At 56.6% G+C, this 25936-nt stretch carries 26 protein-coding genes; 10 read left to right on the top strand and 16 right to left on the bottom strand.

Features of this window, described 5'->3' with window-relative positions; translation table 11 throughout:
• Positions 1 to 76: 76 nt before the first annotated feature.
• From ACTJI7_RS20445 to ACTJI7_RS20425, 5 genes are read right to left on the bottom strand one after another with little or no spacing between them, the layout of a single operon-like run.
• On the bottom strand, positions 77 to 1048 hold the full coding sequence (locus ACTJI7_RS20445) for an ABC transporter ATP-binding protein (RefSeq protein ID WP_063155160.1): 972 nt from the start codon (positions 1046 to 1048) through the stop codon (positions 77 to 79).
• Positions 1045 to 2019, bottom strand: coding sequence for an ABC transporter ATP-binding protein (locus ACTJI7_RS20440; RefSeq protein ID WP_047367402.1), 975 nt, complete (start codon positions 2017 to 2019; stop codon positions 1045 to 1047). Before ACTJI7_RS20440 ends, ACTJI7_RS20445 begins: the two co-directional genes overlap by 4 nt.
• Positions 2012 to 2857: an ABC transporter permease gene (locus ACTJI7_RS20435; RefSeq protein ID WP_028014404.1), complete on the bottom strand. Its 846-nt coding sequence runs from the start codon at positions 2855 to 2857 to the stop codon at positions 2012 to 2014. Before ACTJI7_RS20435 ends, ACTJI7_RS20440 begins: the two co-directional genes overlap by 8 nt.
• Positions 2858 to 2861: 4 nt before the next feature.
• Complete coding sequence (locus tag ACTJI7_RS20430) at positions 2862 to 3815, bottom strand: ABC transporter permease (protein ID WP_440670916.1); 954 nt, start codon at positions 3813 to 3815, stop codon at positions 2862 to 2864.
• Positions 3816 to 3859: 44 nt separating this feature from the next.
• Positions 3860 to 5449: an ABC transporter substrate-binding protein gene (locus ACTJI7_RS20425; RefSeq protein WP_440670918.1), complete on the bottom strand. Its 1590-nt coding sequence runs from the start codon at positions 5447 to 5449 to the stop codon at positions 3860 to 3862.
• 245 nt (positions 5450 to 5694) lie between these two features.
• Between ACTJI7_RS20425 and yghU the strand changes: the two genes are divergently transcribed.
• Entirely contained in the window at positions 5695 to 6561 is an 867-nt protein-coding gene (gene yghU, locus ACTJI7_RS20420; RefSeq protein WP_028014407.1) for a glutathione-dependent disulfide-bond oxidoreductase, read from the top strand.
• Positions 6562 to 6719: 158 nt separating this feature from the next.
• Positions 6720 to 7052, top strand: coding sequence for a YMGG-like glycine zipper-containing protein (locus ACTJI7_RS20415; RefSeq protein ID WP_041908148.1), 333 nt, complete (start codon positions 6720 to 6722; stop codon positions 7050 to 7052).
• A 74-nt stretch (positions 7053 to 7126) separates the two neighbouring features.
• Here the strand turns inward: ACTJI7_RS20415 and ACTJI7_RS20410 are convergent, their stop codons facing one another.
• The 3 genes from ACTJI7_RS20410 to ACTJI7_RS20400 are packed head-to-tail and all read right to left on the bottom strand — an operon-like array spanning position 7127 to position 9995.
• Positions 7127 to 8029: an alpha/beta hydrolase gene (locus ACTJI7_RS20410; RefSeq protein ID WP_440670921.1), complete on the bottom strand. Its 903-nt coding sequence runs from the start codon at positions 8027 to 8029 to the stop codon at positions 7127 to 7129.
• The gene (locus ACTJI7_RS20405; protein WP_063155163.1) at positions 8019 to 8915 is read right to left on the bottom strand and encodes an alpha/beta fold hydrolase; all 897 of its coding nucleotides are present in this window, start codon (positions 8913 to 8915) and stop codon (positions 8019 to 8021) included. The genes ACTJI7_RS20410 and ACTJI7_RS20405 overlap by 11 nt, the downstream gene beginning before the upstream one ends.
• Positions 8916 to 8939: 24 nt before the next feature.
• Entirely contained in the window at positions 8940 to 9995 is a 1056-nt protein-coding gene (locus tag ACTJI7_RS20400) for a sugar phosphate isomerase/epimerase family protein (RefSeq protein WP_063155164.1), read from the bottom strand.
• 142 nt (positions 9996 to 10137) lie between these two features.
• Here ACTJI7_RS20400 and ACTJI7_RS20395 point away from each other — a divergent pair, with 142 nt between their 5' ends.
• Positions 10138 to 10731, top strand: coding sequence for a TetR/AcrR family transcriptional regulator (locus tag ACTJI7_RS20395; protein WP_063155165.1), 594 nt, complete (start codon positions 10138 to 10140; stop codon positions 10729 to 10731).
• A 54-nt stretch (positions 10732 to 10785) separates the two neighbouring features.
• Here the strand turns inward: ACTJI7_RS20395 and ACTJI7_RS20390 are convergent, their stop codons facing one another.
• Positions 10786 to 12333 carry a methyl-accepting chemotaxis protein gene (locus ACTJI7_RS20390; protein ID WP_045260793.1) on the bottom strand — a complete coding sequence of 516 codons (1548 nt, stop codon included), beginning with the start codon at positions 12331 to 12333 and terminating at the stop codon, positions 10786 to 10788.
• Positions 12334 to 12552: 219 nt separating this feature from the next.
• Here ACTJI7_RS20390 and ACTJI7_RS20385 point away from each other — a divergent pair, with 219 nt between their 5' ends.
• Positions 12553 to 13593 carry an aldo/keto reductase gene (locus tag ACTJI7_RS20385; protein WP_028014410.1) on the top strand — a complete coding sequence of 347 codons (1041 nt, stop codon included), beginning with the start codon at positions 12553 to 12555 and terminating at the stop codon, positions 13591 to 13593.
• A 70-nt stretch (positions 13594 to 13663) separates the two neighbouring features.
• Here ACTJI7_RS20385 and ACTJI7_RS20380 read toward each other — a convergent pair whose 3' ends face one another.
• Both ACTJI7_RS20380 and ACTJI7_RS20375 read right to left on the bottom strand, forming a co-directional pair.
• On the bottom strand, positions 13664 to 14152 hold the full coding sequence (locus ACTJI7_RS20380; RefSeq protein WP_003862473.1) for a TIGR00645 family protein: 489 nt from the start codon (positions 14150 to 14152) through the stop codon (positions 13664 to 13666).
• 81 nt (positions 14153 to 14233) lie between these two features.
• The gene (locus ACTJI7_RS20375; RefSeq protein WP_063155166.1) at positions 14234 to 14737 is read right to left on the bottom strand and encodes an ESA_00282 family adhesion-associated protein; all 504 of its coding nucleotides are present in this window, start codon (positions 14735 to 14737) and stop codon (positions 14234 to 14236) included.
• Positions 14738 to 14840: 103 nt separating this feature from the next.
• Between ACTJI7_RS20375 and ACTJI7_RS20370 the strand changes: the two genes are divergently transcribed.
• A complete protein-coding gene (locus ACTJI7_RS20370) occupies positions 14841 to 15245 on the top strand; it encodes a hypothetical protein (protein WP_041908138.1) in 405 nt (134 codons plus the stop codon).
• A 1-nt stretch (position 15246) separates the two neighbouring features.
• On the top strand, positions 15247 to 15699 hold the full coding sequence (locus ACTJI7_RS20365) for a hypothetical protein (protein ID WP_048959530.1): 453 nt from the start codon (positions 15247 to 15249) through the stop codon (positions 15697 to 15699).
• A gap of 42 nt (positions 15700 to 15741) precedes the next feature.
• Here the strand turns inward: ACTJI7_RS20365 and exbD are convergent, their stop codons facing one another.
• Both exbD and exbB read right to left on the bottom strand, forming a co-directional pair.
• Positions 15742 to 16167, bottom strand: a complete 426-nt coding sequence (gene exbD, locus ACTJI7_RS20360) for a TonB system transport protein ExbD (protein WP_032643392.1) — start codon at positions 16165 to 16167, stop codon at positions 15742 to 15744.
• Positions 16168 to 16171: 4 nt separating this feature from the next.
• A complete protein-coding gene (gene exbB / locus ACTJI7_RS20355; protein ID WP_059355484.1) occupies positions 16172 to 16903 on the bottom strand; it encodes a tol-pal system-associated acyl-CoA thioesterase in 732 nt (243 codons plus the stop codon).
• A 251-nt stretch (positions 16904 to 17154) separates the two neighbouring features.
• Between exbB and metC the strand changes: the two genes are divergently transcribed.
• Together metC and yghB are read left to right on the top strand one after the other, a co-directional pair.
• The gene (gene metC, locus ACTJI7_RS20350; RefSeq protein WP_045631555.1) at positions 17155 to 18342 is read left to right on the top strand and encodes a cystathionine beta-lyase; all 1188 of its coding nucleotides are present in this window, start codon (positions 17155 to 17157) and stop codon (positions 18340 to 18342) included.
• A 143-nt stretch (positions 18343 to 18485) separates the two neighbouring features.
• On the top strand, positions 18486 to 19145 hold the full coding sequence (gene yghB / locus ACTJI7_RS20345; protein ID WP_028014419.1) for a DedA family general envelope maintenance protein YghB: 660 nt from the start codon (positions 18486 to 18488) through the stop codon (positions 19143 to 19145).
• Between the two features lie 45 nt (positions 19146 to 19190).
• On the opposite strand, the gene ACTJI7_RS20340 is transcribed toward yghB, so the two are convergent.
• Positions 19191 to 20090, bottom strand: coding sequence for an AraC family transcriptional regulator (locus ACTJI7_RS20340; RefSeq protein WP_063155168.1), 900 nt, complete (start codon positions 20088 to 20090; stop codon positions 19191 to 19193).
• A gap of 195 nt (positions 20091 to 20285) precedes the next feature.
• Here ACTJI7_RS20340 and yqhD point away from each other — a divergent pair, with 195 nt between their 5' ends.
• A complete protein-coding gene (gene yqhD, locus ACTJI7_RS20335; protein ID WP_048959529.1) occupies positions 20286 to 21449 on the top strand; it encodes an alcohol dehydrogenase in 1164 nt (387 codons plus the stop codon).
• Positions 21450 to 21554: 105 nt separating this feature from the next.
• On the top strand, positions 21555 to 22382 hold the full coding sequence (gene dkgA, locus ACTJI7_RS20330) for a 2,5-didehydrogluconate reductase DkgA (RefSeq protein ID WP_021242117.1): 828 nt from the start codon (positions 21555 to 21557) through the stop codon (positions 22380 to 22382).
• 73 nt (positions 22383 to 22455) lie between these two features.
• On the opposite strand, the gene ACTJI7_RS20325 is transcribed toward dkgA, so the two are convergent.
• Positions 22456 to 24627: a YgiQ family radical SAM protein gene (locus ACTJI7_RS20325; RefSeq protein ID WP_048959528.1), complete on the bottom strand. Its 2172-nt coding sequence runs from the start codon at positions 24625 to 24627 to the stop codon at positions 22456 to 22458.
• Positions 24628 to 24790: 163 nt separating this feature from the next.
• A complete protein-coding gene (locus ACTJI7_RS20320) occupies positions 24791 to 25933 on the bottom strand; it encodes an IS481 family transposase (protein ID WP_028013617.1) in 1143 nt (380 codons plus the stop codon).
• Positions 25934 to 25936: the final 3 nt, after the last annotated feature.

The raw sequence follows: 25936 nt of genomic DNA, 5'->3' as shown, positions 1-25936 counted from the left end.
TTGTCGTCGTCTGCACGTTGTAATTAACCTGACAGAGGAGCGTTTATCATACACCTGCGCGACGCGTGAATAACATTTAAAACAACCAGCATGCCGCGAAATGCCCTGGCGCAATCTCCTGCATCGCAGGCTCCTGCGTCTGACAAACCGGCATGGCGTGCGGGCAGCGGCTGCAGAACTTACAGCCCGGCAGCACGGACGTGGGGCCGGGAATGTCGCCGCGCAGGGTGGCGTCTTCGAGATTGCGGATGCGCGGATCGGGCTGGGGAACCGCCGCCAGCAGCGCGCGGGTGTAAGGGTGTGCCGGGCGCTGATACAGTTCATTCGCCGGGGCCACCTCTACCAGTTTGCCGAGATACATCACCCCAATGCGGCTGGAGATATGGCGCACCATGGAGAGATCGTGGGCGATAAACAGATAGGTTAGCCCCAACTCCTGCTGCAGGTCCTGCAAAATATTCACCACCTGCGCCTGCACCGATACGTCCAGCGCCGAGAGCGGCTCATCACACAGCACAAATTCAGGATGCACGGACAACGCGCGGGCAATACTGATGCGCTGACGCTGCCCGCCGCTGAACTCATGCGGGAACCGTTCAAGGTGTTCGTGCTTCAGCCCCACTTTGTAGAGCAGCGTTTCCGTACGTTCTCGCTGTTCTTCGCGGCTGTAGCCGTGGATCTGCATCGATTCGGCCACCAGCTGTCGCACCGTCATACCGGGGTTGAGCGAGGAGTAAGGATCCTGAAAAATTGCCTGCATCCGCTTACGCAGCGGCTTGAGCTCTCTTTCGCGGGCGTGGGCGATTGCCTGTCCGGCAAAGTGGATCTCGCCAGAGGTAATATCGAAAAGGCGCAGTATGGCGCGCCCGAGGGTGGATTTTCCGCAGCCGGACTCACCCACCAGGCCAAACGTCTCGCCGGGCTGGATATCAAAGCTCACGCCATCAACCGCCTTCACGGCCACGCCTTTACGCAGCAAACCGCCGTTGAGCGGATAGTGCTTGCGCAGATCGCGCACGCTCACTAATGGCGCCTGTTGTTCACTCATGCCTGAATCTCCTCGGCCCATAGCCAGCAGGCGGCGCGATGGCCCTCTCCGGCGGTGTAAAATGCGGGTTGCCGTTCACACTGGGGCATGCGCTTCGGGCAGCGTTCCGCAAATGGACAGCCCGGCGGCGGGTTAAGCAGGCCAGGCGGCGAACCTTCAATGGGCGATAAACGTTGATTCACCTCATCCGGGCGCGGCAGCGAGGCCAGCAGACCCTGGGTGTAAGGATGCGCAGGGCGATAAAAAATGTCCTCCACGCTCCCCTCCTCCATCACCAGGCCGCCGTACATCACCACCACGCGGCTGCAGACCTGCGCCACCACGCCGAGATCGTGGGTGATCAGCAAAATCGCGGTCCGGGTCTGCTGTTGCAGACTTTTCAGCAGGCGCAGGATCTGCGCCTGAATGGTCACGTCCAGCGCGGTGGTCGGCTCATCGGCAATAAGAAGCTTCGGATTACAGGAGAGCGCAATAGCGATCATCACCCGCTGGCGCATCCCGCCGCTGAACTCGTGGGGATACTGGTCGTATCGGCGTTCCGCTTCAGCAATGCCCACCTGATCCAGCATGGCTATTGCTGCCGCTTTGGCCGCTTTTTTCGACAGTTTTTTATTTCGCACCAGGATCTCAGACATCTGCTTGCCGATAGTGAGCACCGGGTTCAGGGCGGTCATCGGATCCTGAAAAATCATCGCGATCTCGTTGCCGCGAATGGCACGCATCTGCGCGGGCGTTTTCTGCGCCAGGTCCTCATTCTGGAAGCGAATGCTGCCGCCGGTTATCCGTCCGTTGCTCCCCAGAAGCTGGATAATCGACTTACAGGTGACGCTTTTCCCGCAGCCCGACTCGCCGACAATACCGACGAGTTCCCCCGGCTGAACCTGAAAGCTCACGCCACGCACCGCGTGAACCTCGCCCTCGCGGGTGCGGAACGTGGTTTGCAGGTTCTCAAGCGCTAATAAGTTACTCATCGCGATTTGCTCCCGGCTCAAAGGCGGTACGGAACACATCGCCCAGCACGTTAAAGCTGAACACCGTCAGCAGGATCAGAATGCCGGGGAACATCGCCAGCCACGACGCTTCGCCAATATAAGACTGGGCGTTGTTAAGCATGCTTCCCCATGATGCCGCCGGTGCCTGCACGCCCAGCCCTAAGAAGCTGAGCGTTGACTCCATCAGAATGGCCGAGGCGATATTCAGCGTGGCCGCCACGATAATGGTCGGCAGCACGCCGGGAATGATGTGGCGCACGATAATACGCAGCGGATGCGCTCCCGACGCGCGGGCATAAAGCACGTACTCGCGCTCTTTCACTGATAGGGTTTCAGCACGCACCAGACGCGACATGTTCATCCACGTCAGCAGGCTGATAATCAGAATGATGTTATCCACGCCCGGCTTGAGGTAAGCATTCACCACCAGCAGCAGGAAGAAGGCCGGAATGGCCATCAGGATATCCACGGCGCGCATCATCAGGTTATCCAGCCAGCCGCCAAAATAGCCGCTCACCGTTCCTACCACCGTGCCGATAAGCGTGGAAAAGAGCATGGCAAGAAAACCGACCATCAGGGAGATCTGGCCGCCGTACAGCGCGCGGGTAAAGTAGTCGCGCCCGTATTCGTCGGTGCCGAACCAGTGCGCGGCATCCGGCGGCAACGTGCGCGCGCCGAGCGCCATCCGATCTGGATCGTACGGACTTAACCCCGCACAGAGCGCGGCGACAACGAAAATAAAAAGCACAAACAGGGAGAACTGCGCCGGACGGTTGCGGCGCAGCTGGTGACGAACCTGCTGCCAGCGTCTGCTCATCCGGTTACCTCAGCGTACGAATGCGGGGATCGGCGAAGCGATAAAGCACGTCGGCGATCAGGTTACCGACGATCAGCATTATCGACGAGAGCATGATGATCGCCATAATCAGCGGGTAGTCCAGCGAGGCGATCGACTGGATCCCGAGCAGCCCCATCCCCGGCCAGGAGAAGACGCTCTCGGTCACATAAGCTCCTACAATCAGCTCACCGAACGACAGGCCGAACAGGGTAATCACCGGCAGCAACACGTTTTTCAGCACGTGGTGGAACAGAATACTGAAACGCGTGGCGCCGTAGGCAAGCTGGGTCTGTACGTAGTCGGCGGAGAGCTGCGAGATGGTGTTAGAGCGGATGTAGCGCACGTAGCTGGAGAGGTTATAGAACGTGAGCGCAATACACGGCAGCACGCCGTGGCGCAGCAGATCCAGCCCGCTATCCTCCATGCCGATGGTGCGCATCCCCATGCTGGGGAACCAGTTAAGCTGCACGGCAAAAACGGTGATGAGCAAAATGCCGAACCAGAAAATCGGTACCGAGATGCCGATATAGGCAAACAGGTTCAGCAGGTGATCCAGCCAGCGGTGCTTAAATGCCCCCGCCAGCAGCCCCAGCGGGATCGCCAGCACGATAGCAATCAGCAGCGACGCCCCCATCAGCCCCAGCGTGGCCGGAATGCGTTCGCCGATCATCTCCAGCACCGGACGGTGGTAAATCAACGAATAGCCGAGATCGCCCTGCAGGACGCTTTTCAGCCACAGGACGTACTGCGTGACCAGCGGCTTATCCAGCCCCAGGCTCTGGCGAATGCGCTCAATATCTTCCGGCGCCATACGCGGCGTGATGTACGCGGCCACGGGGTCGCCGGGCGCGAGCTTGACCAGCAAAAACGCCACCAGCGAAATAAAGAAAAGCATCGGCAGCAGCTGCAGCAGCCGACGCGTGAGGAGTGTGTTCACGACGTGCCCTTAAAAGGCCCCGATCTTACGACCGGGGCAACAGCCTATTTTTGATAAATTTTTGACAGATCCTGGAACAGATAAACCGGCTTCGGCTCCGCTTCCTTCGTACCGCCGAAGCGTTTATCCACGGCGACGGTCGCATTGGTGTAGGCGATCGGGTAGTAGGTCATCTCGTTCGCCACGGTCTGCTGAATTTGCTTGTAGATATCGGCACGTTTCGCGGCGTCGGTTTCCACCGCACCTTTATCCCACAGGGCATCAAACTGCGGATTTTTGTAGTGCGCGTAGTTATAGGCTTCGTTGCTCATGAACAGCGATTTGTAACCGTCCGGCTCTGATCCCATAATGTAGCCGCCCAGGTTCAGTTCCCACGCGGTGTTGTTCATATCAAGACTGCGCTGAGACATGGCGTTGGAGTCCAGCGGCATCAGCTCCACGTTCACCCCAATGCCCTTCAGCGCCTGCTGAATGTAGAGCGCCATGCTCTCCTGGGTTTTGTTGGTGTTCACATACGCCAGGCGCAGCTTGAGGTTGTCCGGCGCGCCGGATGTCTTGAGCAGGTCTTTGGATTTTTGCAGATCGAATTTGTACTGTTCAACGTCATCCGTCTTATAAAGCGTATCTGGCGTCAGAAACGACGTCGCCGGTTTAGCGTAGTCCAGCGAGGTAAACGCGGTCTGGGTTAGCTCGTCTTTGTTGATGGCGTACGCGATGGCCTGACGCAGTGCTTTGCTCTTCATCACCGCCACGTTCTGGTTGAACGTCATATAGGCCAGACGGCCTTCCGGATAGACCACGAAGTCAAATTTCCCGGTATTTTTCAGGCGGTTCACATCCTGCGGGTCAACCATCTTGAGGTTGATTTCACCGTTTTGCAGCGCCAGGTTGGCGGCGTTGCTGTCTTTGGCGAAACGGTGGGTGACGGAATCGAGCTTCGGTTTGCCGTTCCAGTAATCGTCGAAGCGCGTAAGGGCGTAATACTGACCGGCGCGATACTCTTTAAATTTGAACGGCCCGGAACCGACCGGCGCATCGTTTTTGGTGCTCTTTTCCAGGTCGCCTTCACCGGCGAACACGTGCTGCGGGATCGGGTAGATCTGCACCAGGGTGCCGGTAAAGGCCGCGCTGACCTGCGGTAAGGTGAACTTAACGGTGCGCTCATCAACCTTGCTCACTTCAACAGGCTTGCCGCCGTAGGTAAACATGCTGCGGAAGAAGCTGTGCTGTTTGGCATCCAGCAGCTTATTGAAGGTGAAGACCACGTCGTCCGCCGTCAGCGGCTGGCCGTCCTGCCATTTCAGGTTCGGTTTTAACGTCAGAGTGTAGCTCAGGTTGTCGGCAGAGGGCGTCAAGCTTTCCGCCAGGCTCCACTCAATGTTGCCGTTATTAAAGCTGTACAGCGGGGCATAAAGCGCCTGCATGATGGTTAACGTTGTGCGGTCGCTGGCGTAGAGCGGATTAACGGCTAACGGGTCGCCGGAGGTAATCCCGATAATGAGCGAACCGCCCTCTTTTGGCGCGTCGCTTTTTGCCGCCGCGGCCGAATTTGTCTCTTTATTTTTCGCATCATCACAGCCCGCCAGGCCTAACGTGAGCGAAACGACCACTGCCGATAACAGAAGCTTGCGCATCTCACTAACTCCTTGCCTTATAAAGTGTTTATTACTGCATCTTTTATTTATGTTGAAGCATCATATTCAGCTTTAGTGGTTTACGCATTAATTATGAAAATGCGATTTTCGATTAAGCTTATGCCGGATTTGATATATATAAGCAGCAGAAGGAATAGCGGTTAATTGCTTGCGCTCACAACGTTAAACGCTTCACAAATCTCCTGCTACACTGCCTCAACACATCACTAAAAAGGCAGGCCAACATGTCAGACAACACGTATCAGCCACCAAAAGTATGGGAATGGAAAAAGAACGGCGGCGGCGCGTTCGCCAACATCAACCGTCCAATTTCCGGCGCAACGCATGAGAAAGATCTTCCTGTCGGCTCTCACCCGCTGCAGCTCTACTCGCTGGGCACACCGAACGGCCAGAAGGTGACGATCATGCTCGAAGAGCTGCTGGCGCTGGGCGTGACGGGCGCGGAATACGATGCGTGGTTGATCCGCATCGGCGAGGGCGACCAGTTCTCCAGCGGGTTTGTCGACGTGAACCCGAACTCGAAAATCCCGGCGCTGCGTGACCACTCTACAAACCCGCCAACGCGCGTCTTTGAATCCGGCAATATCCTGCTTTACCTGGCAGAGAAATTCGGCCACTTCCTGCCGAAAGATCCGGCGGGACGCACCGAGACGCTGAACTGGCTGTTTTGGCTCCAGGGCGCGGCACCGTTCCTCGGCGGCGGCTTTGGCCACTTCTACAACTATGCGCCGGTAAAAATCGAGTACGCGATTGACCGCTTCACCATGGAAGCTAAGCGCCTGTTCGACGTGCTGGATAAACAGCTGGCGCGCGGTCGCTACGTGGCGGGTGAGGAGTACACCATCGCGGATATGGCGATCTGGCCGTGGTTCGGCTGCGTGGCGCTGGGTAGCGTTTATAACGCCGCCGAATTCCTGGATGCAGAGAAGTACACTAACGTGCAGCGCTGGGCGAAAGACGTGGCGAATCGCCATGCCGTTAAGCGCGGACGTATCGTTAACCGCACCAGCGGCGAGCTGAACGAGCAGCTCCACGAACGCCACGCGGCGAGCGACTTCGATACCAATACGGAAGACAAGCGTCAGGCGTAACGTTTCGCCGGGCGGCTCCCCGCCCGGCAGCCGCGATCCTTGCCCAGGGCATGATTAGCCTAAAGGTTGAGTGGCTATTGCTGGCACTATCTGGACGTTTTTCTCACCTCAGAATGAGAAACGCCGTATCAACTGACAGCAGTCACAAAGGATCTGTTATGAAACTTATTAAAACAACGCTGGTTATCAGCGCCCTCATTTTTTCCACCTCGGGAATGGCCATCGACAAAACCGCCGCCGGCGCGGTAGCAGGTGCTGCTATTGGCGCAGCCACGGGCAAAGATCTGAAATCAACCGTGGGTGGTGCCGTGGTTGGCGCAGGCACGGGTGCAATGTTCAAAAACGGCGAAAAAGGCAAAGACGCACGTAAGGGCGGTGCCGTGGGTGCCGTCGTTGGCGCGGGCGCGGCTGCGGTGACGGGCAATAGCGTGCTGAAAGGCGCGGCCGTGGGTGCCGGCACGGGCGCGCTGATCGGTGAAGCGACGCACTGATATGGTGTTCTACCTTGTGAACCGATATGAATAATAAACCCAGCGATCGCGCTGGGTTTTTTGTGTTGTCGGAATCAGATACGCGCACGTTCGAACAGCCGACGCGCGGCTGGCGTTAACCCTGTCATATGAATGCAGGCGTGCACCATGCCCGGCAGCCGTTCGCAGCGTACTGGTACCCCCGCCTCGTCAAGCCGCCGCGCATACACTTCAGCCTCATCGCGCAGGGGATCGTATTCACAGCTCAGGATGGTTGCTGGCGGTAACCCCCTCAGCGAGGCCATATGCAGCGGTTCGGCATAGGGATGACGACGTTCTCCCAGATAGTTTTCCCAGCAAAACGCCATCGCATCACGCGTTAAAAAATAACCTTCAGCAAATTCACAATAGCTTTCGGTTGACATCTCGCGACTTAACGCCGGGTAGAGCAGCAACTGATGCTCTATATGAGGTCCGCCGCGATCCCGGGCCAGCAGCGTTGCCGCGGCAGCAAGATTCCCGCCTGCACTGTCACCGGCCATCGCCAGACGGGTCACATCTATCCCCAGAGCCACGGCCTGTTCACTGGCCCAGCACAGTGCCTGATAAACATCTTCTAACGGCCTTGGGAAGGGGAACTCCGGCGCCAGACGGTAATCCACGGAGAGTATTTTCCGGCCAGTAGCATTAGCCAGTGCCTGACAGGGCCGATCGTACAGCGACAGCGACCCCAGACACCATCCACCGCCGTGAGCAAACAGCATTGCAGGCTGCGCGATATCTGCGTTTGAGGCAGCAGGCGTATACGCGCGAAGACCAATAGCGTAACCATCATCAGCGATAACAACGTAATATTGAATGCCGCCACCTGCTTCCTCCTCACCCTGTAGCCGCAACAAACCCACGTCGGTGGCGGCACGCAGGTCGGCTAGTGATGCCGGCTGTGTCGCGCCCGATGATGCAGCCAGAAAGTCAGCAATGTGTTTATCAAGCGGCACGATCGGTGTCCTCTGAGAGAAAGGGTACAATCAGCCCAATAAACGCCTCATAGCACTCTTCGGTAATAAAATGCCCGCAGTCAGCCACCGTCTCGCCCCGTAGATCCAGGGCATTACCCTGCAGGGTCGTCAGCGGCGCATCGCGCGTCGCATGTTCCGCTCCCACCGTCAGTACCGGCATGGTTAAAGGCGTTTGCGCGCGGAGTTGGTTTTGCCTGATGGTTTCCGGGATCGCACGATAATAGTCAAAGCCTGCACGCAGTCCTCCCGGTGTCGAATAGGCGTCGATATACACCTGAGCAGCCACCCGCTCGCGGCGATGTGCCCAGCGGTCGAAAATAAAGCTGAGATAGTGTGATTCACGCCCGCAGGTCAGGGTTTCGGGTAAATCCGCCAGCTGATTAAACATGAAGTGCCAAAGAAAAATGTTCTCTTCCGGTGCGACGAAAATCGGCGGCGGAGGAGCCAGGCCAGGGATAACCGCTTCGGTCAGCACAAGACGCTCCACCGCATCAGGAAAATCGCTTGCCATGGCGTAACCAACCCACATGCCAATATCGTGGCCCACTATGCGGTACTGTGAATGCCCCAGTTGCGCCATCAGTGTATGCAGGATGGTGCCAACGCGTCCGGTGTCATAGCCGTCGCGCGGTTTATCAGAATTCCCGATGCCGGGTGGATCAACCGCTATCGCCTGAAACCCCGCCTGCGCCAGCGCCTGCATGACGTAGCGCCACGTATACCAGGTTTGAGGCCAACCGGGTATCAGCAGGACCGGATGACCTTTGCCCGCTACGACGCAATGAATACGTTGTCCATCCACTTTCGTATAGACATGTTCTGCCCTGAGATCCTGGTTCAGGATCCCATCATATTGTTGTTCCATAAGAATTCCCTGTGATGTGACGGTTTAGCGAATGCCGAGTAACGAGTTGATTTGTTGAGCATTGACCGGCGCACCGGCGAAGTCATCGAAGACTTTATCGGTGATATGGATGATATGGTCGCGGATAAACGCAGCGCCTTCACGTGCGCCGTCGAACGGGTTTTTCAGGCAGCACTCCCATTCCAGGGTTGCCCAGCCGGCATAATCATATTGTGCAAATTTCGAGAAGATCGCTTTGAAATCAACCTGACCGTCACCTAATGAACGAAAGCGCCCCGCGCGATCGATCCATGACTGATAGCCGCCATAAATTCCCTGACGCCCGGTGGGATTAAATTCTGCGTCCTTAACATGGAACATGTTGATGACATCCTTATAAATATCAATAAATTCCAGGTAATTCAGCTGCTGTAGCACCATATGGCTGGGATCAAAGAGTATCCGGCAGCGAGGATGCTCCCCCACGCGCTGATGAAACATTTCAAACGTCACCCCGTCGTGCAGATCTTCGCTCGGATGAATTTCGAAACAGAGATTTATGCCCTGCTCATCACAGGCGTTAAGCACCGGAAGCCAGCGTTTGGCCAACTCGTCAAATGCGGTTGCGATTAACCCCTCCGGACGCTGCGGGAACGGGAAAAGATAAGGCCATGCCAGCGAGCCTGAGAATGTCCCCAGATCGCTGAGGCCAAGCCGGGCGGAAGCCTTCACCGCCATCAGCAGCTGTTGCCGTGCCCACTCGCCGCGTGCTTGCGGGTTGCCGTGTATTTCCGGCGGCGCGAAGCTGTCGCACAGGCTGTCATACGCCGGATGGACCGCCATTAGCTGGCCAAAGATATGGCTGGTCAGCTCACTCACGACCAGGCCATGTTCCGCCAGCATGCCGGTAAGATCGTCACAATAGGTCTGGCTTTCCGCCGCCGTCGAAACGTCAAACAGCCGACGGTCCCAGGCCGGGATTTGTAATGCCTTAAAACCGGTTTCCGCGGCCCACCGGGCTATTGTCGGTAAACTGTCAAACGGGGCAACCTCGTCACTGAACTGTGCGAGATGAAGAGAGGGTCCTTTGAGGGTTTTCATCATAAACTCCTATTGTTTGTCGATTGACAAACAATAGGAGTAAAATCCGTTAACCGCAAGCAAAACTTATAAATTCATTGGTAATCCCAACGAATTAAGCGATCCTGTTTGCAGTGAACAGAAGACAAACCGGAGCAACAAAATGGCAGGAAGACCGCGCCAGTTCGATCGCGACCAGGCGCTTATCAAAGCGCGTAACCTGTTCTGGCGACAAGGGTATGAAGGGACCTCAATGTCAGATTTGGTGGCTGAGCTGGGCATCGCTTCGGCGCGCATTTACAAGGCGTTCGGTTCAAAAGAACAGCTCTTTCGGGAAGCAATTGCTCATTATGAAAACGAAGAAGGCAGCTTCGCGGATCGCGCATTAACCACCGAGGGTGATGTACGGCAGGCAATCAAAACGCTGCTGAGTGATGCCATTACGCTTTATAGCCAACCTGGCAAGCCGCATGGGTGCATGGTGGTTTCTACAGCCGCTAGCGTCAGTGCAGAAAATGACGGCATTAAATCCTGGCTGGCTGAGCATCGCCTGCAGCGCACGCAGCAGATCATTGACCGGCTGCGGCTGGCGGTGCAAAACGGTGAATTGCCCGAAACGACCGATCCTGACAGTCTGGGAGACTTTTTTGCCGTCTTTTTACATGGCTTATCCGTTCAGGCTCGGGATGGCGTGCCGTCATCACGATTGCTGGCGTCCGCTGAGCAGGCGATGAGCATCCTGCCGCCCAAAGAGTAAGATCCAACAGACGAAAAAGCAGAAAGGCCGCACGGAGCGGCCTTAGCAGAAGGCTCACGCCGTCAGGCGGAACTTCTGCACCGAACGCTGAAGCTCTTCGGTCTGGCGTTCCAGCGCCGCGGCAGCCGCGGAAACCTCTTCGACCAGCGAGGCGTTCTGCTGGGTGACGCCGTCCATCTGCGTAATGGCAATCCCGACCTGCGAAATGCCCTTACTTTGCTCCTCAGAAGCCGACGCGATTTGCTTCATAATGGTCGTCACCTCCGTCACGTCGCGCAAAATCGCATCCATGGTGGTGCCGGTGTCGCTCACCAGCTGCGCACCCTGCTCGACGCGGGTCACGGAATCGGTAATCAGACCCTCAATTTCTTTTGCCGCATTGGCGCTGCGGCTTGCCAGGTTGCGGACTTCACCCGCCACCACGGCGAATCCACGCCCCTGCTCGCCCGCGCGCGCCGCTTCTACGGCCGCATTGAGCGCCAGAATATTGGTCTGGAAGGCAATGCTGTTGATGACGTTGGTGATTTCAGCAATTTTCTTCGAGCTTTCCGAAATACCGCTCATGGTGGTGACCACCTCTTCCACCAGCGAGCCGCCGCGGCTGGCGGTGGTTGAGGCCACATCGGCAAGCTGGCTGGCCTGACGCGCGCTTTCGGCGTTCAGCTTCACGGTAGCGGTCAGCTGTTCCATGCTGGCCGCCGTCTCTTCCAGCGCGGCAGCCTGCTCTTCGGTACGGGAAGAGAGATCGTTGTTGCCGCTGGAGATCTCCGTCGCGCCGCGCCAGATATTCTCACTGCCGGAGCGAATGGTGCTGACCGCTTCACGCAGGCTGTCCTGCATGGCGCTCAGCAGCGGCACCAACTGTCCCACGCAGTTGCGGCCGAAAGGCGCAATGGGCTGGCTGAGATCGCCCTGGGCAATCTGGCGAAACTGCTGGCGAATGCGCTCCAGCGGTTTGACCAGCATCGCCACCAGGTAGCGGTCGGTAAAGAGCAGGATCAGCAGGCCGATAATGGTGGCGACGATAATAACCGTGCGGGTCATGCTGGTCAGGCCGTCGACCACCATGCGGGTGCTGTCGAGCGTCTTCGCGGCGGCATTATTGAACTTCTCGGCGGCGGCACCGAACGCACGGCTTAGCGGCGGCGTAACGTTGTTGGCCTGCTGGCGGTAGCCGTCCAGGGTCGCCTGCTTCGCCTGCTCCATTTGCGGCGTCACGCCCTGTTCAAGCAGCGCCTGCCAGGCACCGATCACCTGTGCAGAGACCTGCTCATCCATTGGGCCAGGCGAGATCGCCTTCATTTCGGCCAGTTTCTTACCCATGTTGTCCAGCGCCTGTTGGGCAGAGGACAAATCCGGCGTGCCGCCAGCGGCTTTGACCTCCATGGCGCGGCTCAGACGGGTCACAAAGCGGAAATACTGATCGTTGCCCTGGCTGAGCACCATCATCTGTTTGACCAGCTGGCGATCGACTTCATTGCCGTCTGATACCCGTGACAGGGACCAGGTGCTGTACAGCCCGACGCCCGCCCACATTAAACAAAAAATCCCGAGGATCGTCAGCATGACGAAACGGATCGTGAAATTACGGAGCATATTCATAAGTCTTCCTTGCCGTGAGGGTGAATTCGCCCAGAGGCGAGTGCTACTCTCGTTATCGGCAGGGTGCAGGGAAATTATAACCTTTTGTGATTATTTTTAGTTAGCGTGGCTTCACAGGTCGCACAGCCACCGTTAACCCTTATCTTCGCACGATATGATGTGATAAGTTCAGAATGAAAACGACGTTTCAAAAAATCATCTATAAGAAAAGGAGACATCATGTCCTGGTACCCTGACGCTACCCGCTACGAGAATATGCAGTACCGCTACTGTGGCAAGAGCGGCCTGCGCCTGCCCGCGCTGTCGCTGGGCCTGTGGCATAGCTTCGGCCACGTTCAGCCCCTTGATTCCCAGCGCGCGCTGCTGCGTAAAGCCTTCGACCTCGGTATTACCCATTTCGATCTTGCCAATAACTACGGACCGCCTGCGGGAAGCGCGGAAGAGAACTTTGGCCGCCTGCTGCGTGAGGACTTTGCCCGGTATCGGGACGAGCTGATTATCTCCACTAAAGCCGGTTACGACATGTGGCCAGGCCCGTACGGTTCAGGCGGCTCACGCAAGTATCTGCTCGCCAGTCTCGACCAGAGCCTGAAACGTATGGGCGTCGAATACGTGGATATTTTCTATTCCCACCGCGTGGATGAAAATACGCCAATGGAAGAGACGGCCTCCGCGCTGGCTCATGCTGTTCAGAGTGGGAAAGCGCTGTACGTGGGCATTTCCTCCTACTCTACCGAGCGCACACAAAAAATGGCCGCGCTGCTGCACGAGTGGAAGATCCCGCTGCTGATCCACCAGCCGTCCTATAACCTGCTTAACCGCTGGGTCGATAAAACCGGCTTGCTGGATACGCTGGAAGCAAACGGCACGGGGTGTATTGCCTTTACCCCGCTGGCGCAGGGTCTGCTGACCGGAAAATACCTGAACGGTATTCCGGAAGGTTCTCGTATGCAGCGCGAGGGGAACAAAGTGCGCGGCCTGACGCAGAAAATGCTGACGGAAGCTAACCTGAACAGTCTTCGTCTGCTTAATGAGATGGCGCAGGCGCGCGGGCAGACAATGGCGCAGATGGCGCTGAGCTGGCTGCTGAAAGATGCTCGCGTGACGTCAGTACTGATTGGCGCGAGCCGCCCGGAACAGCTGGAGGAGAACGTTCAGGCGCTGGGTAATCTGCGCTTTACGGAAGATGAACTGACGCGGATTGACCAGCACGTGGCGGACGGGGAACTGAATTTGTGGCAGGCGTCGTCGGATAAATAGTGTGGTTCGATGCTTTCTCCCCTAACCCTCTCCCCGGGAGAGGGTTAGGGTGAGGGGAGAAATGTGTACCTTATTTCTTACTGATCTTATCCAGATACCCCATCACAAACGCCGACAGCACAAACGTCAGGTGGATAATCACATACCACATCAGCTTATTATCCGGGACGTTTTTCGCGTCCATAAACACGCGCAACAGGTGGATAGAGGAGATTGCCACTATAGATGCCGCAACTTTATTCTTCAGCGACGAGGCGTCCATTTTCCCCAGCCAGCTGAGCTTTTCTTTATGCTCGGCGATATCAAGCTGAGAGACGAAGTTCTCATAACCGGAGAACATCACCATCACCAGTAAGCCGCCCACCAGCGTCATATCCACCAGCGACAGCAGAACCAGAATTAAATCGGCTTCCGCCACGGAGAAAATGTTAGGCAATACGTGGAAAATCTCCTGGAAGAACTTGATCGTCAGGGCGACCAGCGCCAGGGAAAGACCGAAATAGACGGGTGCGAGCAGCCAGCGAGAGGCATACATTGCGTTTTCAAAGAAGCGTTCCATAAAATCCTGTCTGCAAACGAAACCAGCGCTCAGTATATCTCAACGGCGCTGACTGTTTGCAAGAACTAACCAGTACGCCACTCAGACGTCGTCCGGGTTAACCTCAGGACGCGCATACTCCGCCCAGACCAGCACCACCAGCTCCGGGTAGGCTTCCAGGCTAAACTCGCGAAAACACTGGCGAAGGTTTAATACGTCCAGGTCGGAATACGAGACCTTCTCACCGTTAAGACAGCGCTTTTTGATGTTGTCGTAATATTTATAAACCGCTGAATTCAGATCGCTACAGCGACGCTGCGCCTCAAACAGACCGGGCGTGTCATTAATTTCCGACATTTTCATGCGCTTAATTGTCGCGTGTAAGAAGTCGATATATTCATGATTCACCCGCCAGTACCAGACAGGCGTAACGGAGTTCATCAAAACAGAGAAATGATCTTCTCCTTCCTCTTTTGTCATCAGTTCAGGTTGTGGCGGTTCACTGGTGTCTTTCGACACTTTCGTTTTATTGAACTCCTGCATCAATAAAAGCACACCAGCGGTCAGTAATAGTAATGTGATGACCGTAAAAAAGATGCTGTTCATGGGTTGGCTCCATTTTTTTTGATTTTAAAATTGCCTCATGATATTGTCAACGAATCTCACGCCTTTACCAACCCCACCCTGTTGAAATTAAAGGAAATTAAAAATGCTGCCCGACTATCTCGTCCCGGCTAAGTACCACATTACGCCTGTGGAACAGCAACCGACGGAAGAAGAAAAAAAGGCCAGTTTCACTCAGGGGAAAAGAAAGCTCTCTGATTTCGAGCCTGATATATTAATTGGCGTTTCTCACACTGGCAAATCCCGTAATATGCTGCTGGAAGAGCACGATCGCCATATAAAAGACCGCTTATTTCGCGCTATAAAAATTGAAGCCTTCGTCCACCTGCTGAATGACCTGCAGGCAGAAGGCGAAATAGATGCCCAGAAACTAAGTCAAATAATGGCTGAAAAAACGAAGGAAATAAATGAGGCCGGCAATGAAATTTGGCTTAATCTAATTACGCGAGAAAAAAACAACCCTATTTTTTATACCCTGGGGGAAGATTAACGTGAAAGAAGTTAAAGACAATAACGTTTATTTGACTTTAGATGATAAAAAAAGTGATGAATTTATCTTAAAGCAAAATATCGAGGCGCTAAGAAATGCAAAAAATGCCGAGATGACGCGTATTACACAAGACCTGGTATCGATCCCGGCAACGCTGGTGCGTCTGAAATGGCAGAATCGCCGCGAGATTTATCCGTTACAGGTCAAAGAAGAAATTTACGGCGCCGTGATGAACGCCATCATCGAACAGTTTCCAGAACTGAAAGAGAAACTGCTGGGACGTCTTGAGGCCAACTATCAGTATCTGCTTGCCAGAGAAGTCGCCACCCTGCGCCTGACGCGCAAACTGTCAGCCGGTGAGTACCGTACGTCAAACGTCACCTGCGTTGCGCTCGATGAGGACGCGCTGACCACCACCTCCTCTACCGCACCGACGGACAACAAAAACGCATAAACCAACAGGCATAAAAAAAGCCGGCTTTCGCCAGCTTCTTTATCACTTCGAGGCCGCTTTCTCTTCCCCGACCAGCCCAATCTTCAGATAACCCGCCTGATGCAGCGTGTCCATTACCTTCATCATGGTTTCGTAGTCGACGGTTTTGTCCGCCCGGAAGAAGACGGTGGTGTCCTTCTTGCCGCCGGTCAGCTGGTCCAGCGCCGGAATAACGGAGGCATCCGTCACAGGGTCGTTCCCCAGGAACATGGATTTATCCGCTTTCACCGACAAATAAATTGGCTTTTCCGGACGCGGCTGCGGCTGGCTGGAGGAGGCAGGCAGATTCACCTTCACGTCGACCGTCGCCAGGGGTGCTGCCACCATGAAGATAATCAGCAGCACCAGCATGACGTCGATAAACGGCGTCACGTTGATTTCGTGCATTTCGCCGTTATCGTCCAGATTTTCGTTTAGACGCATTGCCATACAATCAACCTACGCGCAGTTTAGACGCCGCATGCACCGGCTTCACGGCGCTGGCATTCAGGTCAAGATCGCGGCTTTGCAGCAGCAGAACCTGAGCGGCAACGTCGCCGAGCGTGGCTTTGTAGTTGCCGATCATACGCGCGAAAATGTTGTAGATAACCACCGCCGGAATTGCCGCGACCAGACCGATTGCCGTCGCCAGCAGCGCTTCAGCGATACCCGGGGCAACTACCGCCAGGTTGGTGGTTTGGGTCTGGGCAATGCCGATAAAGCTGTTCATGATGCCCCAGACCGTACCGAAAAGACCGATGAACGGTGAAATCGCGCCGATGGTCGCCAGATACCCATTGCCGCGTCCCATGTGTCGGCCAACGGCCGCAACGCGACGCTCCAGACGGAAACCGGTACGCTCTTTAATGCCTTCGTTATCTTCACTGCCGGCGGAGAGTTCCAGCTCGTTCTGAGCTTCATTCACTAACAGGGTGGTCAGGCTTTTCGGGTGGAAGGATGTGGTCATCTCAGAAGCCTGATCCAGAGAGCGGGCTTCTGCCAGCTGCTGCTGTTCCCGCTTGAGGCGACGCTTCTGCGAAAGCAGCTCGGCGCTTTTGCTGAAGAAGATAGCCCAGGTGACAACGGACGCCAGAATCAGGCCGATCATCACAATCTTAACCACGATGTCAGCATGATGATACATGCCCCAAACGGAGAGATCCGTCTGCATCAAATTATTACCCACTCTGTATCTCCAGGACGCAAATCACAAAATCTGAACGTAATAATATCAAAAAGCCGTCGAATTGATAGTCGTTCTCATTAGTATTTACATGGTGCCGTAATTTTCGCTCAGTTTCCTTGCGCTTACGCAGTAAAAATTCCTTATGCGCTTTTTTGCTAATATTTTCTGCTTATTCGATAAGCATGCGGGTGCAGTTTTTTACAATCGTGGTAGTCTGGACGTCCAGACGTATAAAAACAGGGTTAGCGAACATGACGAAGAAGCATCTTGATACCACGCTGGTGCAGGCGGGACGCAGCAAGAAATACACTCAGGGATCGGTCAACAGCGTGATTCAACGCGCCTCTTCGCTGGTGTTTGATACCGTTGAGGAGAAAAAAATCGCCACCCGTAACCGCGCAAAAGGCGGGCTGTTCTATGGTCGCCGCGGCACGCTAACCCATTTTTCGCTGCAGGAAGCGATGTGCGAGCTGGAGGGGGGCGCGGGCTGCGCGTTGTTCCCGTGCGGTGCGGCGGCGGTCGCCAACACCATTCTGGCGTTTGTGGAACAGGGCGACCATATCCTGATGACCAACACCGCCTATGAACCCAGCCAGGATTTCTGCACCAAAATTCTCAGCAAGCTCGGCGTGACCACCAGCTGGTTTGACCCGCTGATTGGCGAAGGCATTGCTGAACTTATCCAGCCAAACACGCGCATTGTGTTCCTGGAATCTCCTGGCTCCATCACCATGGAAGTGCACGACGTTCCGGCTATCGTGAAGGCCGTGCGCAGCAAAGCGCCAGAGGCAATTATCATGATCGACAACACCTGGGCGGCAGGCGTGCTGTTTAAGGCGCTGGAATTCGATATTGATATCTCGATTCAGGCGGCAACGAAATACCTGATTGGACACTCTGACGGGATGATTGGCACCGCGGTTTCCAACGCGCGCTGCTGGGACCAGCTGCGGGAAAATGCCTACCTGATGGGCCAGATGGTGGATGCAGACACGGCATACATGACCAGCCGGGGCATTCGTACGCTCGGCGTGCGTCTGCGTCAGCATCATGAAAGTAGCCTGAAAATCGCTGAATGGCTGGCGCAGCATCCGCAGGTTGAGCGCGTGAACCATCCGGCGCTGCCGGGTAGTAAAGGCCATGAGTTCTGGCAACGTGACTTTACGGGCAGCAGCGGGCTGTTCTCGTTTGTCCTTAAAAAACGGCTAAGTAATGACGAGCTGGCAAGCTATCTGGATAATTTTACTCTCTTCAGCATGGCCTACTCCTGGGGCGGTTTTGAATCCCTGATCCTGCCGAATCAGCCGGAGCAGATCGCGGCCCTGCGCCCCGGTGGTGAAGTGGACTTCAGCGGCACCCTCATTAGATTGCATATCGGTTTAGAAAATGTGGACGATTTAATTGCGGATTTATCTGCAGGCTTTGAACGTATCGTGTAGAGTGCGGGCTGAAAATGTACTCCCCGGACGCTTTTGTGAACACTGCAAGCAGAAAAGTCTGCATGAGTTGCGCCTGCGATCAATCCCGACAGGTGAAATTGGGAGTACAATAGCGTTATCTCTGCTGTTCCACAGGAAAGTCCATGGCTGTTATTCAAGATATTATCGCGGCGCTCTGGCAACATGATTTTGCCGCCCTGGCGGATCCCCACGTTGTAGGCGTCGTCTATTTCGTGATGTTCGCGACGCTGTTTCTGGAAAATGGATTACTGCCAGCCTCGTTTTTACCCGGTGACAGTTTGCTTTTGCTTGCCGGGGCGTTGATCGGCAAAGGCGTCATGGACTTTACGCCAACGATGGTTATCCTTACCTCCGCCGCGAGCCTGGGCTGCTGGCTGAGCTATCTGCAGGGCCGCTGGCTGGGGAACACGCGCGTGGTGAAGGGCTGGCTGGCGCAGTTGCCCCATAAATATCACCAGCGTGCGACCTGTATGTTTGACCGCCACGGCCTGCTGGCGCTGCTCGCCGGGCGTTTCCTGGCGTTTGTGCGCACCCTTCTGCCCACCATGGCAGGTATTTCCGGGCTGTCTAACCGCCGCTTCCAGTTCTTCAACTGGCTGAGCGCCCTGCTGTGGGTTGGCGTGGTAACCACCCTCGGCTACGCGCTGAACATGATCCCCTTTGTGAAGCACCATGAAGATCAGGTGATGACCTTCCTGATGATCCTGCCGATATTCCTGCTGGTTGCTGGGCTGGTGGGTACCATTGCGGTGGTGATTAAGAAAAAGTATTGCAGTGCATAAACAAAAGCCGGGTGGCGCTACCGCTTTCCCGGCCTACGTTTACCCTCAGGCGCCCTGCATCGTTCTTATACGTGACGCATCTTCTCCCGGCGTGACGCCGAAATAGCGCTTAAACTCCCGACTGAACTGCGACGCACTTTCGTAGCCGACGCGCATGGCCGCCGCGCTGGCCTTCATGCCGTCGTGGATCATCAGCATCCGTGCTTTATGCAAACGGTAGGTTTTGAGGTACTGCAGCGGCGAGGTGCTGGTCACCGACTTAAAGTTGTGGTGAAACGCCGAAACGCTCATGTTCGCTTCCGCCGCCAGCTGGTCAACGCTGAGGTTCTCCGTGTACTGGCTTTCAATACGCTTGAGCACGCGGCTGATCAGGCTGAAGTGGGTCTGTCGGCTCACCAGCGCAAGTAACGCCCCGCCGCCCGGCCCCAGCAGCACGTGATAAAGAATTTCGCGGATAATCTGCTTGCCGAGGATACGCGCGTCCAGCGGCCTTTCCATGACGTCCAGCAGGCGCTCAATGGCGCAGAGGATCTCTTCCGACAGCGTCGCCGAGTTAATCCCGCTGGAGGCCATCGACGGCTGGAAAAGCTCGTCTTCGCCAATCTCCATCAGCAGCTCCTGCAGTTGAAGAATATCGACGTTGACGCGAATACCCGCCAGCGGGACCGCCTCCGTCGCGAAGGTTTCACATTCGAAGGGTAAAGGTACCGTCAGGAGCAGATATTCATTGGTGTCGTAGCGGAACACCCGCTCGTTGATATAGCCAATCTTATGGCCTGAAAAGAGAAAAACGATGCCCGGCTGGTACATCACCGGCGTGCGCGTCCCGGGCTGCGTGCCGTAGAGCAGGCGAATGTCCGGCAGCAGGTCGCCAACATTATTTTCTTTATCTATCAGCCTTTTAATCTGCGAGGTAAGCTGAAGGCAGATCGCATCACGGTTCATTTTACGTTACTCCGGGTACGGTTTCCGACCCTCACAGTCTGCGCATTTTTACGAAGTTTCTCCAGCGCTCTGTAGAAATGGGCAAGACATCGGCAGGAATGTGCATTGAGAGCCTGGCCCCGGACGGCCACAATGAGCAGCATCAGGTAGCCGTCAGCGCCACCACGGTTTTTCACCCACTAAAGGGAACGAGCAATGAACAACTTTAATCTTCACACCCCAACCCGCATTCTGTTTGGTAAAGACGCTATCGCCGACCTGCGCGCGCAGATCCCTGCTGACGCCCGCGTGCTGATCACCTACGGTGGCGGCAGCGTGAAAAAAACCGGCGTGCTGGATCAAGTTTACAGCGCTCTGGACGGACTGGACGTGCGTGAGTTCGGCGGCATTGAGCCAAACCCGTCTTACGAAACGCTGATGAACGCGGTGAAAATCGCCCGCGAAGAAAACATCACCTTCCTGCTGGCGGTCGGCGGCGGCTCCGTGCTGGACGGCACTAAATTCATCGCGGCGGCAGCGCACTACGCTGATGGCATCGATCCGTGGCACATCCTGGAAACCCGCGGCAGCGACATCAAAAGCGCTATCCCGATGGGATCCGTATTGACCCTGCCAGCGACGGGTTCTGAATCCAACAAGGGCGCGGTGATCTCCCGCAAAACCACCGGCGACAAGCAGGCCTTTATGAACGAACACGTTCAGCCTGTCTTTGCCATTCTGGATCCGGTTTACACCTACACCCTGCCCGCGCGTCAGGTGGCGAACGGCGTGGTCGATGCCTTTGTACACACCGTCGAGCAGTACGTGACCTACCCTGTTAATGCCAAAATTCAGGATCGCTTCGCGGAAGGCATTCTGCTGACGCTGATTGAAGACGGCCCGAAAGCGCTGAAAGAGCCGGAAAACTACGACGTGCGTGCCAACATCATGTGGGCCGCGACGCAGGCGCTGAACGGCCTGATCGGCGCTGGCGTGCCGCAGGACTGGGCAACCCATATGCTGGGCCACGAGCTGACGGCGATGCACGGCCTGGACCACGCCCAGACGCTGGCCGTTGTGCTGCCTGCGCTGTGGAACGAAAAACGGGATACCAAGCGCGCCAAACTGCTGCAGTACGCCGAGCGCGTGTGGAACATCACCGAGGGTTCTGACGATGCGCGTATTGATGCCGCCATTGCAGCGACCCGTAACTTCTTTGAAAGCCTGGGCGTGCCAACGCGTCTGTCCGGCTACGGCCTGGACGGCAGCTCCATCCCTGCCCTGCTGGCAAAACTTGAAGAGCACGGCATGACCCAGTTGGGCGAGCATGGCGACATTACGCTGGACGTCAGCCGTCGAATCTACGAAGCGGCACGCTAAGCGTTTTTGGCATCCTGACTTTCGTTTTTTGACATTTCGTCCAGACTTAATGCACACCCCATCGCCGGAGTCCCCCTCCGGCGATGCGCACCTGAAGGAGGAAAAATGGCAAACCAAACCGTAATCAAGCTGCAGGACGGCAACGTGATGCCCCAGCTGGGGCTAGGTGTATGGAAAGCCGGTAACGACGAGGTCGTCTCCGCCATTCATAAAGCACTCGAAGTCGGCTATCGGTCGATTGATACCGCCGCCGCGTACAAAAACGAGGACGGCGTGGGGACCGCGCTGGCCAGCGCCGGCGTCCCTCGCGATGAGCTGTTCATCACCACTAAACTATGGAACGACGATCAAAAGCGCCCCCGCGAAGCGTTGCAGGAGAGCCTGGAGAAACTCCAGCTTGATTTCGTCGATCTGTACCTGATGCACTGGCCGGTTCCGGCCATCGACCATTACGTTGACGCCTGGAAAGGGATGATTGAACTGCAGAAAGAGGGGCTGGTGAAAAGCATCGGCGTCTGTAACTTCCAGGTGCATCACCTGCAGCGCCTGATTGACGAAACGGGCGTCGCTCCGGTGATTAACCAGATCGAGCTGCACCCGCTGCTGCAGCAGCGCCAGCTTCACGCCTGGAACGCCACCCACAAGATCCAGACCGAGTCCTGGAGCCCGCTGGCGCAGGGCGGTGAAGGCGTGTTCGATCAGAAAATCATCCGCGACCTGGCGGATAAATACGGCAAAACCCCGGCGCAGATCGTCATTCGCTGGCATCTGGACAACGGCCTGGTGGTGATCCCGAAATCGGTCACGCCGTCGCGCATTGCCGAGAACTTCGACGTCTGGGATTTCCGACTGGACAAAGACGAGCTGGGTGAAATTGCGAAGCTGGATAAAGGTAAGCGGCTTGGGCCGGACCCGGATCAGTTTGGCGGGTAATCGCGTTAAAACGCCGGGTGGCGGCTTCGCCTTACCCGACCTACAAAAAACCCCGGCAAGCCGGGGTTTTCTTTTACGCTTTACGCTTCACAGGTTTCTTCACACTGGAATTACCGTTCGAACGCTGATGCACAATCGGCGTATGTTTGGTCAGCGCCGGGCGCGTATTGCGGTTCTGGCGACGCGCTTCGCGCATCTCATCCAGCGTAGGAGCCGGAACCAGGCAGTCGCGGCGCGAGCCAATAAGGTGTTTTTTACCCATCTCTTCCAGCGCCTGGCGGATCAGCGGCCAGTTTTTCGGATCGTGGTAACGCAGCAGCGCCTTATGCAGACGACGCTGTTTATCCCCTTTCGGCACCACCACCTCTTCACTCTTGTAGCCAATCTTACTCAGCGGGTTTTTGCCGGTGTAATACATGGTCGTCGAGTTGGCGAGCGGTGAAGGATAGAAGTTCTGCACCTGATCCAGACGGAAGCGACGCTGCTTCAGCCACAGCGCCAGGTTCACCATGTCTTCATCGCGCGTGCCAGGATGCGCGGAGATGAAGTACGGGATCAAATACTGCTCTTTGCCCGCCTGCTTCGAGTAGGTGTCGAACAGCTGCTTAAAGCGATCGTAGCTGCCCATGCCCGGCTTCATCATCTTCGACAGCGGGCCTTCTTCGGTGTGCTCCGGCGCAATCTTCAGATAACCGCCGACGTGGTGCGTCGCCAGCTCTTTGATATAGCGAGGATCTTCCACGGCGATGTCATAACGCACCCCGGAGGCGATGAGGATCTTTTTGATGCCCTTCAGGTCGCGCGCGCGGCGGTAGAGGTTGATCGTCGGCTCGTGGTTAGTATCCATGTGCTCGCAAATGCTCGGGTAGACGCAGGAGAGACGACGGCAGGTCTGCTCCGCGCGCGGCGACTTGCAGCGCAGCATATACATGTTCGCGGTTGGGCCGCCGAGATCGGAGATCACGCCGGTAAAGCCCGGCACCGTGTCGCGAATGGCTTCGATCTCATTGATGATCGAATCCTCAGAGCGGCTCTGGATAATACGGCCTTCGTGCTCGGTAATGGAGCAGAAGGAGCAGCCGCCGAAGCAGCCGCGCATGATGTTGATCGAGAAGCGGATCATCTCATACGCCGGGATACGGGCGTTGCCGTACGCCGGGTGTGGCACGCGCTTGTACGGCAGCGCAAAGACGCTATCCATCTCTTCGGTGGAGAGCGGGATCGCCGGCGGGTTGATCCAGATGAAGCGCTCGCCGTGCTTCTGCATTAGCGCGCGGGCGCAGCCCGGGTTGGTTTCATGGTGCAGAATACGGGACGCGTGCGCGTAGAGCACCTTGTCGGCTTTCACCTTCTCGTAGGACGGAAGCAGCACGTAGGTCTTTTCCCACGGCTTCGGGCGCGGCGGCTGCACAACGATAGCCTTCGCTTCCGCTTTCTTCGGCTCAACCGGCTTGTTATCGGCACACGGCAGATCTTCACCGTACGGGTGCGGGATCGGGTCGATTTTGCCCGGCATATCAATAATGCGTGAATCCACCCCGCTCCAGCCCGGCAGCGCTTCTTTCACCATGATCGCAGTATTGCGCACGTCGCGGATGCTGCTAACCGGCTCGCCCTGCGACAGACGGTGCGCCACTTCCACCAGCGGACGCTCGCCGTTACCGTAAATCAGCATGTCGGCCTTGGAGTCCACCAGCACCGAGCGGCGCACGGTATCTGACCAGTAGTCGTAGTGCGCGGTGCGGCGCAGGCTCGCCTCGATGCCGCCGAGGATCACCGGCACGTCTTTCCAGGCTTCTTTGCAGCGCTGGGTATAAACCAGGGTCGCGCGGTCCGGACGTTTGCCCGCCACGTTATCCGGCGTGTAGGCGTCGTCATGGCGCAGCTTACGGTCGGCGGTATAGCGGTTGATCATCGAGTCCATGTTGCCGGCGGTCACGCCGAAGAACAGGTTTGGTTTTCCCAGACGCATAAAGTCGTCTTTGCTGTTCCAGTCGGGCTGGGAGATGATCCCCACGCGGAAGCCCTGCGCTTCGAGCATACGGCCACAGATGGCCATGCCGAAGCTCGGGTGGTCAACGTAGGCATCGCCCGTGACCAGAATGATATCGCAGCTGTCCCAGCCCAGTTGGTCCATCTCTTCCCGGGACATCGGCAGGAACGGCGCCGGTCCAAAGCAGGCCGCCCAGTACTGGGGCCAGGAGAAGAGGTCACGATCCGGCTGGATCAGGGAAATTGCGCTCATAGTGCTTCCGAAGAAAAAATAGACAAAAGGGCGGGGATTATACGCTGGAACATTGTGGGAAATGAAGGGGTATTATGCGGGCTGTTGCCCTCACCCCAACCCTCTCCCACTGTACAGTCCGGGGACATGGTAGACAGGTGTTCGGGGACATGGTGAACACTTTTTAACATCCTTTACCCATGGTGATCGACTTTTTCTTCAGGTCGATCACCCCCACTTTCGTGCTGTACCACCACACTTCATAGCAGCCGTCATCCTGCGTCTCCCTCAGCCCGACCCGTTCTCCCCTGAACGCCTTGCCTGCGCTCAGACTGACACCCTGTATGCTCAGCTTTCCGCTGACATCCACTTTCCTGACCTTCACCCCTTCATCGTACTCAGGTGGCGTTACGCTGCCGCTGTACTGCCGGGCAGACGGCTGATAACGCGAGGCCGGTACCGCCATATCCAGCGCCTCGTGCGGGCGTTCAAGGTTGTACACCGTGCGCCAGTGATCGAAAGCGCGTTGCAGCTCTCCGCTGTCCGCGAACCATTTTCCCTGCAGCACTTCCGCCTTCAGGCTGCGGTGAAAACGCTCCAGCTTGCCCTGCGTCTGCGGATGATAAGGCCGGGAGTGCCCCACCCGGATACCGTGGCGCATCAGCCACAGCTCCAGCGCCGTCCAGGTGCCGGTGGTGTCGCCCCACGGTGAGCCGTTGTCCATCGTCATCCTGTCCGGCAGGCCGTAGCGTTCAAACGCGCTGACCAGCTGCTGCTGCACGGTCTCGCGCCGTTCATCGGTACAGTGCGCCAGGCACAGGGAAAAACGGGAGTGGTCGTCCAGCAGGGTGAGCGGATGGCAGCGGCCACCGCCAAAGGGAAAGTGGCCCTTAAAATCCATCTGCCAGAGCCGGTTCGGCGCGTCATGTTCGAAGCGTCCCGTAGCCGGAACGCCCGGTGATGCGCCCGGCAGCAGACCGTGACGGGCCATCAGATTATGGACGGTGCTGAAGGCGGGCATACGGTGCCCCTGGTCTTCAAGCCAGCGCTTAATCTTGCGGGCGCCCCAGCGTTGATGACGGTCATGCGCCATGCGCAGCAGGGCCGTGATGTCGTCAGATGAGCGGTTCGGGGAATGATGAGGTGCGCGGGAGCGGTCCTGAAGACCGGAGGCACCTTCCTCAGCCCAGCGCTGAAGCCACTTGTAGCCGGTGGCAGGAGAAATGCCGAACTGACGGCAGAGGAAACGGATGTTCGCCCCGTCCTGCGAGGCGAACAGCACAAACTCGGTACGTAATGACATGGTATCTCTCGCATCCCAGGGCATAAG

Source organism: Enterobacter sp. 22499 (genome assembly GCF_052044815.1).
Classification (GTDB): Bacteria; Pseudomonadota; Gammaproteobacteria; order Enterobacterales; family Enterobacteriaceae; genus Enterobacter; species Enterobacter bugandensis.
This window is presented reverse-complemented; position numbering and strand designations above follow the sequence as displayed.

Excerpts from the sequence above, each read along its gene's own strand:
- yghU (WP_028014407.1), top strand. The coding sequence starts at position 5,695 with ATGTCAGACAACACGTATCAGCCACCAAAAGTATGGGAATGGAAAAAG.
- ACTJI7_RS20395 (WP_063155165.1), top strand. The coding sequence starts at position 10,138 with ATGGCAGGAAGACCGCGCCAGTTCGATCGCGACCAGGCGCTTATCAAA.
- ACTJI7_RS20405 (WP_063155163.1), bottom strand. The coding sequence starts at position 8,915 with ATGGAACAACAATATGATGGGATCCTGAACCAGGATCTCAGGGCAGAA.
- ACTJI7_RS20435 (WP_028014404.1), bottom strand. The coding sequence starts at position 2,857 with ATGAGCAGACGCTGGCAGCAGGTTCGTCACCAGCTGCGCCGCAACCGT.
- metC (WP_045631555.1), top strand. The coding sequence starts at position 17,155 with ATGACGAAGAAGCATCTTGATACCACGCTGGTGCAGGCGGGACGCAGC.
- yqhD (WP_048959529.1), top strand. The coding sequence starts at position 20,286 with ATGAACAACTTTAATCTTCACACCCCAACCCGCATTCTGTTTGGTAAA.
- ACTJI7_RS20340 (WP_063155168.1), bottom strand. The coding sequence starts at position 20,090 with ATGAACCGTGATGCGATCTGCCTTCAGCTTACCTCGCAGATTAAAAGG.
- yghB (WP_028014419.1), top strand. The coding sequence starts at position 18,486 with ATGGCTGTTATTCAAGATATTATCGCGGCGCTCTGGCAACATGATTTT.
- ACTJI7_RS20320 (WP_028013617.1), bottom strand. The coding sequence starts at position 25,933 with ATGCCCTGGGATGCGAGAGATACCATGTCATTACGTACCGAGTTTGTG.
- ACTJI7_RS20415 (WP_041908148.1), top strand. The coding sequence starts at position 6,720 with ATGAAACTTATTAAAACAACGCTGGTTATCAGCGCCCTCATTTTTTCC.
- ACTJI7_RS20400 (WP_063155164.1), bottom strand. The coding sequence starts at position 9,995 with ATGAAAACCCTCAAAGGACCCTCTCTTCATCTCGCACAGTTCAGTGAC.
- ACTJI7_RS20425 (WP_440670918.1), bottom strand. The coding sequence starts at position 5,449 with ATGCGCAAGCTTCTGTTATCGGCAGTGGTCGTTTCGCTCACGTTAGGC.
- dkgA (WP_021242117.1), top strand. The coding sequence starts at position 21,555 with ATGGCAAACCAAACCGTAATCAAGCTGCAGGACGGCAACGTGATGCCC.
- exbD (WP_032643392.1), bottom strand. The coding sequence starts at position 16,167 with ATGGCAATGCGTCTAAACGAAAATCTGGACGATAACGGCGAAATGCAC.
- ACTJI7_RS20445 (WP_063155160.1), bottom strand. The coding sequence starts at position 1,048 with ATGAGTGAACAACAGGCGCCATTAGTGAGCGTGCGCGATCTGCGCAAG.
- ACTJI7_RS20325 (WP_048959528.1), bottom strand. The coding sequence starts at position 24,627 with ATGAGCGCAATTTCCCTGATCCAGCCGGATCGTGACCTCTTCTCCTGG.
- ACTJI7_RS20385 (WP_028014410.1), top strand. The coding sequence starts at position 12,553 with ATGTCCTGGTACCCTGACGCTACCCGCTACGAGAATATGCAGTACCGC.
- ACTJI7_RS20390 (WP_045260793.1), bottom strand. The coding sequence starts at position 12,333 with ATGAATATGCTCCGTAATTTCACGATCCGTTTCGTCATGCTGACGATC.
- ACTJI7_RS20380 (WP_003862473.1), bottom strand. The coding sequence starts at position 14,152 with ATGGAACGCTTCTTTGAAAACGCAATGTATGCCTCTCGCTGGCTGCTC.
- ACTJI7_RS20370 (WP_041908138.1), top strand. The coding sequence starts at position 14,841 with ATGCTGCCCGACTATCTCGTCCCGGCTAAGTACCACATTACGCCTGTG.
- ACTJI7_RS20440 (WP_047367402.1), bottom strand. The coding sequence starts at position 2,019 with ATGAGTAACTTATTAGCGCTTGAGAACCTGCAAACCACGTTCCGCACC.
- ACTJI7_RS20375 (WP_063155166.1), bottom strand. The coding sequence starts at position 14,737 with ATGAACAGCATCTTTTTTACGGTCATCACATTACTATTACTGACCGCT.